The following is a 14,866-nucleotide window of genomic DNA, read 5'->3' as shown; positions in this document are numbered from 1 at the left end:
ATGAAATGCGGGGAAAGCTCCCTTCAGCGCCGCGCGGAAGTACGGGGCGGTCACCAGGAGCGCAGGGTGACGATCCGCTCTTCGAGTTGCTCCACCGAAGCCATCGCGGTCGGCGGCCCGCCGCAGACCCGGCGCAGTTCGTTGTGGATCGCGCCGTGCGGCTTCTTCGTCCGGTGGTGGTGCACGCCCACCAGGGCGTTCAGCTCCTTGCGCAGGCTGCCGAGCCGCTCGCTGACCGACTGCGGCCGCGCGACCGGCGCGGCCTCCTCGGCCTTGGGCTTGCGCCGCTTCTCGTCGGAGAGCTGCTCCTCCTGCCTCTTCCGCAGCAGGGCGCGGACCTGGTCCGGTTCGAGCAGCCCCGGCAGGCCGAGGTACTCCTGCTCCTCGTCGGAACCGGAGAACACCGCGGTGCCGAAGGAGTTGCCGTCGTAGATGACCTGGTCGAGCTCGGCGGAGGCGCCCAACGAGGTGAACGCCTTCTCCTCCTCGCCCGGCTCGTCCTCGGTGCGGTTGGCCTGGGCCAGGAGCTCGTCGTCCCAGCCCTCCTTCTCACGGTGCGGCTTGCCGAGGACGTGGTCGCGCTGCGCCTCCAGCTCGCTGGCCAGTTCCAGCAGCACCGGCACACTCGGCAGGAACACCGAAGCCGTCTCGCCGGGCTTGCGCGAGCGCACGTACCGGCCGATGGCCTGCGCGAAGAACAGCGGGGTCGACGCGCTCGTGGCGTAGACGCCGACCGCCAGCCGCGGCACGTCGACGCCTTCGGACACCATCCGGACCGCGACCAGCCAGCGGTCGGTCGAATCGGAGAACTCCTTGATCCGGCCGGACGCCTTGGGGTCGTCGGACAGGACGACCGTCGGGTTCTGGCCGGAGATGCGCTGCAGGATCTTGGCGTAGGCGCGCGCGGAGTCCTGGTCGGTGGCGATCACCAGACCGCCCGCGTCCGGGATGCCGTTGGCGCGAAGCTGCGTGAGGCGTGTGTCGGCGGCCTGCAGCACCGACGGGATCCACTCGCCCGCCGGGTCGAGCGCCGTGCGCCAGGCCCGCGCGTTCTGTTCCGCGGTCAGCGGTTCGCCGAGCCGCGCGGTGAACTCCTCCCCCGCGCTCGTGCGCCAGGAGGCCTCGCCGGAGTAGGCGAGGAAGACGACCGGCCGGACCACGCCGTCGGCGAGCGCGTCGGCGTAACCGTAGGAGTGGTCGGCCTTGCTGCGCTGGAAACCCGAGCCGTCGGGTTCGTAGGTGACGAACGGGATCGGCGAGTCGTCGCTGCGGAACGGCGTCCCGGTCAGCGCGAGACGGCGGACGGCGGGCGTGAACGCCTCCCGGACCGCGTCACCCCAGGATTTCGCGTCACCGCCGTGGTGGATCTCGTCCAGGATGACCAGGGTCTTGCGGTTCTCGGTGCGGACACGGTGCAGCGTCGGATGCGCGGCGACCTGCGCGTAGGTCACCGCTACACCTTGGTAGTCACGCGAGGTGACGCCGGTGCCGTTGCGGAAGTTCGAGTCGATCGCGATACCGGCGGCCGCGGCCGAGGCGGCCCACTGGTGCTTCAGGTGTTCCGTCGGCGCGACGATGGTGATCCGCTCGACGGTCCGGTCGCTCAGCAGCTCGGCGGCGATCCGGAGACCGAACACCGTCTTGCCCGCGCCCGGCGTCGCGACGGCCAGGAAGTCCTGCGGTTTCTTCGTGAGGTACTTCGTCAGCGCACGCCGCTGCCAGGCACGCAGCGGCCGGGCGGTGCTGTCCTTCGCCGCAGGAGGCGCGCCCAGCTCGCCCCGATCGCGTTCAACCGTTTCCGACATGCAGGTTCCCCTCCTCCCTCACCCGAAACGCCTGGTCATCCACCCTGACACAAGCGAAAACCCCCACTTGGGTATCCGGCCGCGACGCCGGCGCCTGAGGTGAGGGCACTCCGGGGAGCCTACCTCGCGGGCCACTGGAACGCCGGAAGCGCCACCCCCGTTGTCGGGTTACTCACCCGAAAACCCAGGGGTGGCGAGCCGAATGGCGCGGCATGGACCATGCTGGACACCGTCAAGGGCGCTCGGCGCCGTCGGAGGAGCTGCATGAGCGAGGAGAACGGCCGTCCGGACACGGCCGCCGAGGTCGCGAAGGGCCGCAGGGGTCCGTTGCGCCTGCTCAGCCGCACGCTCAGCAAGGCGTGGGACGGCAACATCTTCTCCGAGGCCGCCGAAGCCGCGTTCTGGCAGACGCTCTCCCTGCCGCCACTGCTGCTGGGGCTCCTCGGTTGCCTCGGCTTCGTCGGCGACTGGTTCGGCCAGGAGGTCGTGACCGCGGTCCACGACCGGATCATCACCTTCAGCAAGACGATCTTCAGCGACAACGCCGTCCACGACATCATCGAGCCGACGGTCAACAGCATCCTGTTCGTCGGCAAGGGCGAAATCGTCTCCGTCGGCTTCCTGATCTCCCTGTGGGCGGGTTCGTCGGCGATGTCGTCGTTCGTCGACGCCATCACCGTGGCACACGACCAGTACGGCGTCCGCAACGACGTGTGGCAGCGGATCTTCGCGCTGCTGCTGTACCTGGCCGGGCTGGTCATCCTGGTGGTCGGGCTGCCGCTGCTGGCGATCGGGCCGGACCTGCTCCCCCAGTTCTTCCCCACCGACTGGCGCGACACGGTGTCGTACTGGGTCGGCACGCTGTACTACCCGGTGCTGGCCGTGATGATCGTGCTCGCGCTGACGACGCTGTACAAGCTCGCCCTGCCGCGCAGGCTGCCGTGGCACCGGGGGCTGCCGGGCGCGATGCTCGCCATGGTCGTGTTCCTGCTCTCCAGTATCGGGCTGCGGATCTACCTGAACTGGATCACCAAGACCGGCTACACCTACGGCGCGCTCGCCGCGCCGATCGCGTTCCTGTTGCTGATGTTCTTCATCGGGCTCGCGGTGGTCGGCGGCGCGTACTTCAACAGCGCGATGCAGGAACTGTGGCCCGCCAAGGCGACGAAACGGCAGCGCCGGAAATGGCGGCGGCTGGAAATGGAACGCGCGAACGAACGGATCCGCGCCGAAGAGGGCCGCAAACTGTGGGAACGGACGACGGTCCCGCTCCGCCGTCCCCGCCAGAACGGCGATTCCCCGGACAGTGACGCCGAACACGTGCGGGAACAATCGGTGAACGGGGAAACGCAGAGCGAAGCCGATCAGGTGACGGAACGGCGAAATTGAGCGGGACCTCATCCCGAAGTCGTACTCCGATTCCACCCGTGGTGTGAATCCACTCCACCCCCCGCCGTGAAAAGCTCGCGGTAACCCGCCCGTCCGAGCTATTCCTGGGGGATACCGCCATGTCCACGCTGGCCAGACTGAGCCTGCGCAACCGAAGTCTCATCGGGCTGCTCGCCCTGGTGGTGATCGGCTTCGGCGCCTTCGCCCTGCCACAGCTGAAGCAGCAGCTGTTCCCGTCACTGCAGTTCCCGCAGGCGCAGATCATCACGCCGTACGCGGGCGCGTCACCGGACGCGGTGGACCGCCAGGTCACCGAGCCGCTCGAAGGCGGGCTGCAGGGGTTGAAGGGGCTCGAAGAGCTGAGCTCGACGTCGTCGGAGGGGCTGTCACGGATCACCGCGCAGTTCGAGTTCGGCACGGACATCGACGCGGCGGTAGGGCAGATCCAGCGCGTCATCGACGGGCTCAAGGCACGGCTGCCGCAGAACAGCGAGCCGACGGTGTCCGCGGGGTCCACAGACGATCTCCCGGTCGTGCTGCTCGCCGCCGGGACCACCGGTGACCCGCAGGCGCTCGCGCCCGCGCTGACCGGGGAGGTCGCGCCGGAACTGCGCAAGATCGACGGCGTCCGCGAGGTCGACGTGACCGGTGCGCGGCAGCCGCGGGTCACCATCGCGCTCGACTACGCGAAGCTGGCGGCCGCGGGGGTCGACCCGTCGTCGATCGCCACCACGCTGCAGACCGCCGGTGCCGCCGTCCCGGCCGGGACACTGACCGAAGGCGACAAGACGCTCACCGTCCAGGTCGGCGGCGGACCGACCACAGTGGACACGATCAAGAACCTTTACCTGACGCCGTCGCAGCCGTCGCGTCCCGGGGCGCCGGCGGGCAAGCCGGTGAAGCTCGGTGATGTCGCGGACGTCCAGGCGGGTTTCGCGCCGCCGACGTCGATCACGCGCACCAACGGCAAGCCGAGCCTCGGGCTCTCGATCACCATGGTGGAAAACGGGAACGCGGTCGCGATCTCGGAAGCGGTGCGGGACAAGCTGCCCGAGCTGTCGAAGAAGATCGGCGCCGAGATGAGCGTCGTGTTCGACCAGGGCACCCCGGTCAAGGACGCGATCAGCGGCCTGACCACCGAGGGCCTGCTGGGGCTGGCGTTCGCGGTCGTGGTGATCCTGCTGTTCCTGATGTCGGTGCGCTCGACGCTGGTGACGGCGGTGTCGATCCCGCTCTCGGTGGTCGTGGCGCTGCTGGCGTTGTGGACGGGCGATCTTTCGCTGAACCTGCTCACCCTCGGCGCGCTCACCATCGCCATCGGGCGGGTGGTCGACGACTCGATCGTGGTGCTGGAGAACATCAAACGACATCTGGCGTACGGCGAGGAGAAGCAGCGCGCGGTCCTCGACGGCGTGCGCGAGGTCGCGGGCGCGGTGACGTCGTCCACCCTCACCACGGTCGCGGTGTTCCTGCCGATCGCCTTCGTGGGCGGGTTCGTCGGCGAGCTGTTCTCGCCGTTCGCGATCACGGTCACCGTGGCGCTGCTGGCGTCCCTCCTGGTGTCGCTGACGATCGTGCCGGTGCTCGCGTACTGGTTCCTCAAGCCGCCCAAGGCCCCGGCGGACGAACGCGAGGCCGAGCTCACACGCCAGGCCGCCGAGGACAAGGAACGCCGCGGGCTGCTGCAGCGCGGGTACGTTCCGGTGATCCGGTTCGCCACCCGGCGCCGCGTCACCGTGGTATTGCTGGCGCTGATCATCTTCGGGGGCACGGTCGGGCTGGCCTCGCAGCTGAACACCAACTTCCTCGACCAGTCCGGTTCGACGACGCTGAGCCTTTCGCAGAAGCTCCCGCCCGGCACCAGCTCCGAGGCCAAGGAGAAGGCAGCGGGCGCGGTGGAGCAGGCGCTCGCCGCCGAACCCGCCGTCGAGACCTACCAGGTGAGCATCGGCGGAGGCGGCTTCTTCGGTGGCGGGGGGACGGCGACCAGCATCCAGGTCACCGTCGCCAAGGACACCGACCTCGACGCGCTCTCCGAGCGGTTGCGGGGCAAGCTGGACAAGCCGGAACTCGGCGAGGTGAAGATCGGCGCGGAAGCGGGCGGGTTCAACTCCGACCAGGTCTCGATCACCGTCACCGCGCCGGACGAAGCGGCGCTGAAGCCCGCCGCCGAGCAGGTCCGCCAGGCGCTGTCCGGCATCCCGGACCTCACCGAGGTGACCAGTGACCTCGCGCAGGGCTCGCCGCGCGTGCAGGTCGAGGTCGACGCCGCCAAGGCCGCCGCGAGCGGGCTTTCGGCGACCACGATCGGCCAGATCGCGAACCAGGCCATCGCCGGCCGCACGGTGACCCAGCTGCCGGTCGACGGTCAGCGCACGGACATCGTGCTGCGCGCGGGCACGGCCCCGGTGTCGGTCGACGCGGTCAAGGCGCTGCCCATCCCGAGCGCGACCGGCGTGGTGCGACTGGACTCCGTCGCCACCGTGTCCACAGTGGACGGACCGGCCGCGGTGCACCGCACCTCGGGCGAGCTGAGCACCACGGTCACCGCCAAGAACACCGGCGCGGACCTGGCGGCCACCACGAAGGCCATCCAGTCCAAACTGGACGGACTGACCTTCACCGGTGGTGCGGCGTACAAGCTCGGCGGCGTCAGCGAGGATCAGCAGGAGGCGTTCGGGAACCTGTTCCTCGCGCTGCTGGCCGCGGTCGCGATCGTGTACCTGATCATGGTGGCGACGTTCCGCAGCCTGATCCAGCCGCTGATCCTGCTGGTGTCGATCCCGTTCGCGGCGACCGGCGCGATCGGGCTGCTGCTGGCCACCGGGACCGCGCTGGGGCTGCCCGCGCTGATCGGGATGCTGATGCTCGTCGGCATCGTGGTGACCAACGCGATCGTGCTGATCGACCTGATCAACCAGTACCGGGCTTCGGGGATGAGCGTCGCCGACGCCGTCGTCGAAGGCGGCAGGCGACGGCTGCGGCCGATCCTGATGACCGCGGCGGCGACCATCTTCGCACTGGTCCCGATGGCGCTCGGGCTGACCGGGCAAGGCGGGTTCATCGGGCAGCCGCTGGCGATCGTGGTCATCGGCGGGCTGGTCAGCTCGACCCTGCTGACGCTGATCCTGGTGCCGACGCTGTACACGATGGTCGAGACGCGGAAAGAGAAGCGCCGCGCGAAGAAGGACGCCCGGCAGTCCTCGGCCCCGGCCACCGAGACGCTGACCCCGGAGCCGGCTTCGTAGACCTGGGGGGTGGGGGAGGAAGGCACGCCGGGGCCTGGCTCAAGCGCGACGGTCTCGACCCGGTGGCCGAGCTGGGCCGGNGAGCTGGTCGCCGAGACCAAGGCGGTACTGGAAAGCTGGGGCCTGGGTGGGCGCCCGGCGTGCCTTTCGCCGCTTCGCACTTAGCCGGCTGAATGCCACCGGTCACGTGCTTGGGGACGTGAGTCGCGTGCTTGGAGCCGGTACGCGTCCAAGCACGCGAGTTCCGCCTTCAAGCACGCGAGTTCCGGCTCCGAGCACGGGTGTCACGCCTTCCGGAACCGCCACGTCTTGCTGTCGAAGGCCACGCACCACGAGGGCGAAAGCATGACGACCCGCAGGGTCCCGTCGGCGGCGACGTCGATGCCCTCGGTCTCGAAGTTCCCGCTGCACATGCTCTTCAGCGGGAGCTGCCCCAGCGACGTGACCCGCCCGGTCACATCCGAACCGGACAGCGCGCCGGAAAGGTCGACCTGCAGCAGCGGCTTCGTGGTCCCGAACAGGGAGCCCTCGGGGTCGTCGGACGCGCACAGCAGCCGGGTCGCGGTGACGAAGTCGCAGCCCTGGATGTCCCGCACCGGCTTGTCGAGCCGGATCGCGGACGCGTACGGCAGGTTCGCCGACGGGTTCGTATGCGCGACGCCGGGCATCGGGTGCACGAGGAGCCGGTCCATCGTGCCCCACTCACCGGCCACCATCCAGCGGGCGTCAGGGGTCACGGCGGCGAACGAGTTGTTGTTCGCCTCCCACGACTCCAACGTGTGCGTGTAGTTCGCCCAGGTCCCGTCGGGCGACTCGACGCGGAAGAGTTTCGCTCCCCTGTCGTCGCGCTGGTACGGCTCGACGTACCAGCCCTGCGCGGAGCCAGGGTCGCCGACGTGGTTCCAGCCCTGGGACGACAGGTTCACGGGAACGGTCGCGATCCCGGTGTAGCGGTAGATCGTCCCGGACGGCCGTTCGATGGTGGCCAGGCCCTGGCCCTCGTCGAGCGGGCGGGCGTTGTCCGAGCCGACAGTGGTCCAGCCTGTGACGGCTTGGGCGGCGGCGGGTGAGAACACCGCGACCAACGCGGCGATGGCGAGCACGATCCCGGTTCTACGCATGAAGGCTCCGTCCCGGCGGGTTTTCGCTGGCGCGTACTGATTACCAGCGAAGACCGGGACGGGCAGCCACCATGTGAAGGATTTTCAGATTTTGTCCGGTTTCGGACACCGGACGGACACTCAGTCGCCCGGCTTGAGACCGTCGTAGATCTTCTTGCAGTCCGGGCAGACCGGCGAACCGGGCTTCGCCGACTTCGTCACCGGGAAGACCTCACCGCACAGCGCCACCACGTGCGTGCCCATGACCGCGCTTTCGGCGATCTTGTTCTTGCGCACGTAGTGGAACATCTTCGGCGAATCGTCGTCGGTGCCGTCGGTGCCCTCGGGACGGGTATCCGGCTTCGGAAGGGTCTGTGTACTCACCCCTCCATAATGCCCCAAATCCTCCTGCGCACACCGACGACCTGGCAGGATCTCGCCCATGTTCCAGAAGGTGCTCGCGACGTTCGGCTCGGGCGGGGCGAAGATCGACGCCCGGCTGCTCGACCGCACGGTCTCCCCCGGCCGCCCGTTGCGCGGCGAGGTCCTGCTGCTCGGCGGCGAAGTCGATCAAGAGATCAACGGCCTCTCGGTGAAGCTGCTCGCCAGGGTCACCCTCCCCGACGAACGCCGCCCCGGCGTCGAGGACCTCGAGTTCGGCACCCAGCAGCTGGCGGGCAACGAGCGGATCGGGCCTGGGCAGCAGGTCCGCATCCCGTTCGAGGTGGCCCTGCCCTGGGAGACACCGATCTCCAGCGTCTTCGGCAAGCCACTGAACGGGATGGCCGTCGGCCTCCAGACCTGCCTCGACATCGCCAACTCCGTGACGGACCCGGTCGACGTCGACGGCACCGCGATCGAGCCGCTGCCCGCCCAGAAACGGATCTTGGACGCCTTCAGCCGGATCGGCTTCGTCTTCCGCGAGGCCGTGCTGGAACGCGGCCGGATCAACGGCGCCGTCCAGCAGCTCCCGTTCTTCCAGGAGATCCGCTTCACCCCTTCGCCGCGGTTCGCGCCCGTCTTCACCTCGGTGGCGGTGACCTTCCTGTCCTCGCCGTCGGAGACGCAGGTCGTGCTGGAGGTGACCAAACGGGTCCGGGTGTCCAAGAGCGGCGGGTTCGGCGGACGCGGCCAGGAGTTCCTCGGCCTGTTCAAGGTCGACCACTCGGCGCTCGACCGGGTCAACTGGGAGCCACAGCTCGAAGGATGGCTGCACGAGGTGGCCAAGGCGCGCGGGATCTTCGACTGATGGACTGGCCCACCGCGATCACGAGGCTCGGCGGCGATCACCGGATCGCCGCCGTCGCGTGGAACGACCTCGAAACCCGCTACGCCGAGCCGCATCGCCGGTACCACGATCTCCGGCACGTCACGGCCGTCGCCCACGACAGCGGCGACCTCGCCGTCGCCTTCGGCCTAGGCGCCCGCGAACGCGCCCTCGTCGCCATCGCCGCCTGGACGCACGATGTCGTGTACGACGCCCGTCCCGGCGAGGACGAACGGGCGAGCGCGGCCTGGACCCGCGACGAACTCACCAACGCCGGTGTTCCCGTGCCCGACGTCGAACGTGCCGAGGAGCTGGTCCTCAGCACGATCCATCACGCCGCCCCCGACGAAGACCTCCTCGCCACGGCACTGCTGGACGCCGACCTCGCGATCCTCGGCGCCGCGCCGGAGGACTACGAGCAGTACGCGAACGGTGTCCGGGAGGAGTATTCGATCTACTCCGACGAGGACTGGCGGGCGGGCCGCGCCGCCGTGCTCGAGAACCTGCTGGCCAGGCCGCGGCTATACCGCAGCGACATCGCGCGGGCACGCTGGGAGGCCAAGGCGCGCGAGAACCTCTCGAACGAACTGACCCGATGGCGTGACGCGGACCCACATCACCGATGATGTTCGTTCGTGACTCCGCAACTGTCCCTTCACGAAGAGGTCGCCTCCGCCCTCGCCGCCGGTGACCCCGTCGTCGCGCTGGAGAGCACCATCCTCTCCCACGGTCTCCCGCCCGGCCGCAACCTCGACGTCGCCCGGCGGCTGGAGAAGGTCGTGCGCGACGGCGGCGCCGTCCCCGCGACCATCGCCGTCCTCGACGGCGTCCCCCTGATCGGCCTCACCGGCGAGCAGCTGGAACGCGTTTGTGCGCCCGGCGCGGACCTGGACAAGCTCTCCCTGCGCGACATCGGCCCGGCCGTCGGCCTCGGCCGCTCCGGCGCGACCACGGTCGCCAGCACCGCGGCGCTGGCCGCCGCGGCCGGGATCGGCATGTTCGCCACCGGCGGGCTCGGCGGCGTGCACCAGGGCGCGGCGCAGAGCTGGGACGTCTCGGCGGATCTCGGCGTCCTCGCGAAGGTGCCGACCACGGTCGTCTGCTCCGGGGTGAAGTCGGTGCTCGACATCGCCGCGACACTCGAAGTGCTGGAGACCAACTCCGTACCGGTGCTGGGTTACCGCACCGGCGAGTTCCCCGCGTTCTACCTCCGCTCGTCCGGCTTCGAGGTGCCGTGGCGGGTCGACGACGCCACACAGGCCGCCTCGGTCATCGCCGCCCACCGGGCGCACGCGGATTCCGGTGTCCTGCTGGCGAACCCGATCCCGGAAGCGTCCGAAATGGACAAGGAACTGCACGACCGGCTGCTCGCCGAAGGGCTGGAACTCCTCAAGTCACGAGGCGTGCACGGCAAGGACGTCACGCCCGTGCTGCTGGAGCACTTCCACACCGCCAGCGAAGGCGTGAGCCTCGACGCGAACGAGGCGCTGGTGCTGTCCAACGCGGAACTGGCCACCGAAGTGGCCGTCGCGCTCGCCGGGAACGCCGCGTGAGCGGCATCGTCGTCGTCGGCGACGTCGGCCTCGACGTGGTCGCGCGACACGAAGGCCCCATCCCGCACGGCGGTGACATCCGTGCGAAGGTCCACTTCACCAGTGGCGGCGCGGGCGCGAACACCGCGCTGTGGCTGCGGGCCGAGGGCACGGAGACCACGCTGGTCGCGCGGATCGGGGACGATTCCGGCGGCCGCATGGTGAAGAGCGAACTGGAAGCGGCGGGCGTCCGCTGCGAGTTCGCGGTGGACCCCGAGGAGCCGACGTTCTGCGTCGTGGTGCTCGTCGACGGCGCCGGTGAGCGGAGCATGCTCGCCGACCGCGCCGCCAACGCGAAGTTCAGCCCCTCCGACATCACCGAGGCGGCCCTGAGCGGGGCGAGCCACCTGCACCTCTCGGGTTACGTCCTGCTGTACCCGTCGTCACGGCCGGCCGCGCTCGCGTCGCTGGCGGCGGCGAAGAAGGCCGGGCTGACGACGTCGGTCGACCCGCAGGCGGCGACGCTGATCACCGATCCCGCGGCCTTCCTCGACGACGTGCGCGGCGTCGACCTGCTGATGCCGAACACCAGCGAACTGGTCGCGCTGACCGGGTCGAGCGATCCCGAGGCGGCGAAGGAACTGCTGGACTACGTCGGCGAGGTCGTGGTCACCGCCGGTCTCGACGGCGCCAGCTGGGTGGACGCGAGCGGCACCATCACCTCGGTGCCGTCCCAGCCCGCGGAGTGCGTCGACTCCACCGGCGCCGGCGACGCGTTCGACGCCGGTGTGCTCGCGGCGTGGCTGCGCGGGGAGTCCACCGTGGAGGTGCTTCGGGCCGGGACGCGGCTGGGTGCCCGCGCGGTTTCGAAGGTCGGGCCGCAGCCTTAGCCAAAAATGCCATGAAGGACTCCTTCATAGCACGCGCGAAACGGGTCAGCCGCCGTCGATGACGCGATGGCCGCCGCTTTCGATGCGGGTCGGTTCAGCCTGGTAGCGGTTGACCTTCTCGCTCTTGCGCGGCGGCCGGTCGTTGGCGATCAGGACGGCGACCCAGGGCAGCGGGATCGAGATCGCGATCAGTGCCAGCGCGAGCCACCACGTCTGGTAGAAGATCCCGGCCAGGATCAGGCACGGGATGCGGAACGACATCATGATGATGTACTTCCGCTTCCGCTTGGCCAGCTGGTCTTCGTAGGACGGGGCGGCTTCGGTGATCAGCACCGGAGCGGGTTCCCTCGGCTCGGGACCGTGGGCGGGCGCGTTCACAGCACCACCTCCGGCTTCCATGCTCCCACTCGCCCGGCTCATCCGACACCCGGGTGGGTGAGCCGGTGCAGAGCCGCGACCACGAGCGTCTCGACGCCGGCCGAAAGCGTCGGATGCGGGATCGGCGCGAAGAGCGGCGAATGGTTCGACGGGATGTCCTGTTCGAAGCGCCCGGCGGTCATCGCGGCGATCACCTTGCCCTCGTCCAGGCCGCCGACCAGCCAGAACACCGACGGGACGCCGGCCGCGCGGCCGAACTCGCTGAAGTCCTCACTGCCGGTGACCAGCGGCGCGGGCATCACCCGGCTCTCGCCGAAGTGGTCACGGAAGGCGGCGGTGAGCCCCTCGGTGGCCGCGTCGTCGTTCTCGGTGACCGGGAACGCGCCGATCCGCTCGATCTCCGGCGGTTTCGGCGCACCCGCGGTGGCCGCCTCGCCCTGGACGATCCGCTCGACCGCCGCGACGACCTTCTCCCGCACGGCCTGGTCGAACGACCGGATGTTGACCTCGAGGACGGCGTGGTCGGCGATGATGTTGTGCGCCGTGCCGACGTGCAGTGACCCGACGGTCACCACCGCCGACTCGGTCGCCGAGATCTCCCGCGACACGATGGTCTGGAGCTTGAGCACCACGGACGCGGCGAGCACCGCGGGGTCCACCGTGGTCTCGGGGCGCGAGCCGTGCCCGCCGCGGCCGTGCAGGGTGATCCGGAGCGCGTCGGTGGCCGCCATGATCACGCCCGGCCTGGTCAGCACCCAGCCCGCCGGACCGGGCACGACGTGCTGGCCGAGCACGACGTCGGGTTTGCCGGCGGGCCCGAAGACCCCGTCGCGGACCATGCCGACGGCGCCATCCCCGGCCTCCTCCCCCGGCTGGAACACGACCATCAACGTGCCGGACCAGTGCTCGCGTCCGGCCGCGAGCAGCGAAGCGGCACCGGAGAGCCAGGTGGCGTGCATGTCGTGGCCGCAGGCGTGCATCACCGGGACTTCGCGGCCGTCGGCGTCGACACCGCGCGCGGTGCTCGCGTACGGCAGGCCGGTCTTCTCCTCGACCGGCAGCGCGTCGATGTCGGCGCGCAACATCACCTTCGGGCCGGGGCCGTTGCGCAGCACGCCCAGGACACCGGTGCGCCCGATCCCGGTGTGCACCTCGTAACCGTCGGCCTCCAGGCGCTTCGCCAGTTCGGCGGCGGTGCGGGTTTCGGCGAACGACAGCTCCGGATGCCGGTGGAGGTCGGTGTACAGGTCTTCCAATCCGGGCAGCGCCGCCTGCAGCGGTGCCAGGACACTCTCGAGGCTCACCATGTCATCCTGGCAGTATTACCGAACGTGAGCACACGAGCGGCCCTCCCCGACCTGTCCGACGACGTCTGCGCGAGGCTGCGGGACGCCTTCCGCCGGACGGGGTACGACACCGACGGCGTGGTCGGCGCCCTCGGCTCCGCGCACGCCGCCCTCGGCCGCGGCGAACCGGAACTCGCCTACCGCGCGACCCGCGACGCGGGCGAGCTCGGCACGCTGATCCGCCTTTTCCTGCTGGGGTCGACCGAACCGGAGAAGGACGTCGAGACCGCTTTCGCGCCACTGTCTGTCGATGACGCGGTCGCCGCCACGCTGCTCGTGCCCGCCGCCGACGGCTACCGGGCCGGCCTCGACGTCCGCCCGCACGGCGACGACGAAGGCTCGTGGTGGGTCGTCTCCGACCTCGACGCCGATGTCCTCGGCCAGACCGTGCCCGAAGACCACGTGCTCGGCGTCGGACACGCCTCGCTCAGCCTGATCCGGGCCACCAGCCGCCGCGAGGTCGGCAGCCTGCTCGACGTCGGCACCGGCAACGGTGTCCAGGCGCTGCACGCCACCCGGCACGCGAAGAAGGTCACCGCGACCGACGTCTCGGCCCGCGCGCTGGCACTGGCGGCGGCGACGTTCCGGCTCAACGAACTGGACGTCGAACTCGTCCGTGGCGAATGGTTCGCGCCGGTCGCGCGGCGCCGGTTCGACCAGATCGTGTGCAATCCGCCGTTCGTGGTCGGCCCGCCGCGGGTCGACTACACCTACCGCGACTCCGGGCTCGCGGGTGACGACGCCAGCGCGCTCGTGGTGCGTCAGCTGCCCGGGTTCCTCAACGACGGCGGCACCGGTCAGCTCCTGGCGTCCTGGCTGCACGTGAAGGGTGAGGACTGGGGCGATCGGGTGACCCGCTGGCTGCCCGCCGAGACCGACGCGTGGTTCGTCCAGCGGGACATCGCGGACCCGGGCCTGTACGTCGGCACGTGGCTGCGGGACGCGGGCATCGATCCCCGTTCCCCCGAAGGCCGCGCGAAATCCGGAGCGTGGCTCGACTGGTTCGACGAAAACGACGTCCAGGGGATCGGGTTCGGCTTCGTCACCCTCCGGCGGGCGGACGGCGCGACTCCGACGATCGTGTGCGAAGACCTGCGCCAGGCCTACGACGATCCGCTGGGCGCCGAGGCCGCGAACTGGCTGGATCGGGTGGAATGGCTTCGCGCCAATGGTGATTCGCTCCTCGATGTCCGGTTCCGGGTGCCGGAAACGGTGCTTCTGGAGAGCGTCGCCGAGCCGGGCGAGGAGGGCTGGGCCACGACCGTCCAGCGGCTGCACCGCACCGACGGTCCCGGGTGGTCGCACGAAGTGGACGAACTCGCGACACGGCTGCTCGCGGGCTGCCAGGGCGCGCTTCCCCTGGAGGACCTGATCGTGCTCCTGGCGGCCGCTCAGGGTCTCGAACCGGAAGAGCTGGCCGAAGCCGCGCTGCCCGTCGTCCGGGAACTGGTCCGGCACGGCATGCTCCTCCCCGCCGTCTGATGCGGGCGGTGGTGGCGAGGGTCACGGAAGCGAGCGTGACCGTCGGCGACGAAGTGACCGGCGCCATCGACGAGCCGGGTTTGCTGGTGCTGCTGGGAATCCACGTCGACGACGACGTGTCCAAGGTGGCGACGATGGCCCGCAAACTGCACGAAGCTCGCATACTTCGCGACGAGGAATCCTGCGCCACCACCGGCGCTCCCCTGCTCGTCGTAAGCCAGTTCACTCTTTACGGCGACACCCGCAAAGGCCGCCGTCCGTCCTGGACGGCGGCCGCCCGGCCCGAGGTCGCCGAGCCCCTCGTGACAGCCGTCGTCGACGCGCTGCGCGAACGCGGCGCGCGGGTCGAAACCGGCCGCTTCGGGGCCATGATGGCGGTCCGGAGCGTGAACGACGGTCCGTTCACCGTCCTCCTAGAGGTCTAGACCA

The 14,866-nt window shown here is 70.1% G+C and carries 13 protein-coding genes; 8 read left to right on the top strand and 5 right to left on the bottom strand.

Features of this window, described 5'->3' with window-relative positions:
* Window positions 1–50 precede the first annotated feature (50 nt).
* Window positions 51–1,805 carry a DEAD/DEAH box helicase gene (locus tag LCL61_RS01620; RefSeq protein WP_340685193.1) on the bottom strand — a complete coding sequence of 585 codons (1,755 nt, stop codon included), beginning with the start codon at window positions 1,803–1,805 and terminating at the stop codon, window positions 51–53.
* A 264-nt stretch (window positions 1,806–2,069) separates the two neighbouring features.
* Here LCL61_RS01620 and LCL61_RS01615 point away from each other — a divergent pair, with 264 nt between their 5' ends.
* Together LCL61_RS01615 and LCL61_RS01610 are read left to right on the top strand one after the other, a co-directional pair.
* On the top strand, window positions 2,070–3,194 hold the full coding sequence (locus tag LCL61_RS01615; RefSeq protein WP_340685192.1) for a YihY/virulence factor BrkB family protein: 1,125 nt from the start codon (window positions 2,070–2,072) through the stop codon (window positions 3,192–3,194).
* 119 nt (window positions 3,195–3,313) lie between these two features.
* Window positions 3,314–6,442 carry an efflux RND transporter permease subunit gene (locus LCL61_RS01610; RefSeq protein WP_340685191.1) on the top strand — a complete coding sequence of 1,043 codons (3,129 nt, stop codon included), beginning with the start codon at window positions 3,314–3,316 and terminating at the stop codon, window positions 6,440–6,442.
* Between the two features lie 284 nt (window positions 6,443–6,726).
* Here the strand turns inward: LCL61_RS01610 and LCL61_RS01605 are convergent, their stop codons facing one another.
* Window positions 6,727–7,563 carry a hypothetical protein gene (locus LCL61_RS01605; RefSeq protein ID WP_340685190.1) on the bottom strand — a complete coding sequence of 279 codons (837 nt, stop codon included), beginning with the start codon at window positions 7,561–7,563 and terminating at the stop codon, window positions 6,727–6,729.
* 120 nt (window positions 7,564–7,683) lie between these two features.
* A complete protein-coding gene (locus tag LCL61_RS01600; RefSeq protein WP_007033595.1) occupies window positions 7,684–7,926 on the bottom strand; it encodes a DUF3039 domain-containing protein in 243 nt (80 codons plus the stop codon).
* A gap of 58 nt (window positions 7,927–7,984) precedes the next feature.
* On the opposite strand from LCL61_RS01600, the gene LCL61_RS01595 reads away from it, so the two are divergent.
* Genes LCL61_RS01595 through LCL61_RS01580 form a run of 4 tightly spaced genes read left to right on the top strand, consistent with a single transcriptional unit; the run spans window position 7,985 to window position 11,231 of the window.
* A complete protein-coding gene (locus LCL61_RS01595) occupies window positions 7,985–8,791 on the top strand; it encodes a sporulation protein (RefSeq protein ID WP_340685189.1) in 807 nt (268 codons plus the stop codon).
* Window positions 8,791–9,435, top strand: coding sequence for a hypothetical protein (locus LCL61_RS01590; protein ID WP_340685188.1), 645 nt, complete (start codon window positions 8,791–8,793; stop codon window positions 9,433–9,435). Before LCL61_RS01595 ends, LCL61_RS01590 begins: the two co-directional genes overlap by 1 nt.
* A gap of 9 nt (window positions 9,436–9,444) precedes the next feature.
* Window positions 9,445–10,362: a pseudouridine-5'-phosphate glycosidase gene (locus LCL61_RS01585; RefSeq protein ID WP_340685187.1), complete on the top strand. Its 918-nt coding sequence runs from the start codon at window positions 9,445–9,447 to the stop codon at window positions 10,360–10,362.
* Window positions 10,359–11,231, top strand: a complete 873-nt coding sequence (locus tag LCL61_RS01580) for a sugar kinase (RefSeq protein WP_340685186.1) — start codon at window positions 10,359–10,361, stop codon at window positions 11,229–11,231. Before LCL61_RS01585 ends, LCL61_RS01580 begins: the two co-directional genes overlap by 4 nt.
* 45 nt (window positions 11,232–11,276) lie before the next feature.
* Here the strand turns inward: LCL61_RS01580 and LCL61_RS01575 are convergent, their stop codons facing one another.
* Window positions 11,277–11,630, bottom strand: coding sequence for a DUF3099 domain-containing protein (locus tag LCL61_RS01575; RefSeq protein ID WP_340688462.1), 354 nt, complete (start codon window positions 11,628–11,630; stop codon window positions 11,277–11,279).
* A 17-nt stretch (window positions 11,631–11,647) separates the two neighbouring features.
* Window positions 11,648–12,913, bottom strand: coding sequence for an amidohydrolase (locus tag LCL61_RS01570; protein ID WP_340688461.1), 1,266 nt, complete (start codon window positions 12,911–12,913; stop codon window positions 11,648–11,650).
* Between the two features lie 27 nt (window positions 12,914–12,940).
* On the opposite strand from LCL61_RS01570, the gene LCL61_RS01565 reads away from it, so the two are divergent.
* Together LCL61_RS01565 and dtd are read left to right on the top strand one after the other, a co-directional pair.
* The gene (locus LCL61_RS01565; RefSeq protein WP_340685185.1) at window positions 12,941–14,437 is read left to right on the top strand and encodes a DUF7059 domain-containing protein; all 1,497 of its coding nucleotides are present in this window, start codon (window positions 12,941–12,943) and stop codon (window positions 14,435–14,437) included.
* Window positions 14,437–14,862, top strand: a complete 426-nt coding sequence (gene dtd / locus LCL61_RS01560; RefSeq protein ID WP_340685184.1) for a D-aminoacyl-tRNA deacylase — start codon at window positions 14,437–14,439, stop codon at window positions 14,860–14,862. Before LCL61_RS01565 ends, dtd begins: the two co-directional genes overlap by 1 nt.
* The last annotated feature ends 4 nt before the right edge of the window (window positions 14,863–14,866 follow it).

Source organism: Amycolatopsis coloradensis (assembly GCF_037997115.1).
In the GTDB taxonomy this organism is placed as follows: domain Bacteria; phylum Actinomycetota; class Actinomycetes; order Mycobacteriales; family Pseudonocardiaceae; genus Amycolatopsis; species Amycolatopsis coloradensis_A.
The sequence above is the reverse complement of the archived record's forward strand: the minus strand, read 5'-3'. Positions and strand labels throughout refer to the sequence as shown.

What these genes read in the sequence shown, in the direction of transcription:
- LCL61_RS01620 (WP_340685193.1), bottom strand. Translation starts at nt 1,805, where the DNA reads ATGTCGGAAACGGTTGAACGCGATCGGGGCGAGCTGGGCGCGCCTCCT.
- LCL61_RS01615 (WP_340685192.1), top strand. Translation starts at nt 2,070, where the DNA reads ATGAGCGAGGAGAACGGCCGTCCGGACACGGCCGCCGAGGTCGCGAAG.
- LCL61_RS01610 (WP_340685191.1), top strand. Translation starts at nt 3,314, where the DNA reads ATGTCCACGCTGGCCAGACTGAGCCTGCGCAACCGAAGTCTCATCGGG.
- LCL61_RS01605 (WP_340685190.1), bottom strand. Translation starts at nt 7,563, where the DNA reads ATGCGTAGAACCGGGATCGTGCTCGCCATCGCCGCGTTGGTCGCGGTG.
- LCL61_RS01595 (WP_340685189.1), top strand. Translation starts at nt 7,985, where the DNA reads ATGTTCCAGAAGGTGCTCGCGACGTTCGGCTCGGGCGGGGCGAAGATC.
- LCL61_RS01590 (WP_340685188.1), top strand. Translation starts at nt 8,791, where the DNA reads ATGGACTGGCCCACCGCGATCACGAGGCTCGGCGGCGATCACCGGATC.
- LCL61_RS01575 (WP_340688462.1), bottom strand. Translation starts at nt 11,630, where the DNA reads ATGGAAGCCGGAGGTGGTGCTGTGAACGCGCCCGCCCACGGTCCCGAG.
- dtd (WP_340685184.1), top strand. Translation starts at nt 14,437, where the DNA reads ATGCGGGCGGTGGTGGCGAGGGTCACGGAAGCGAGCGTGACCGTCGGC.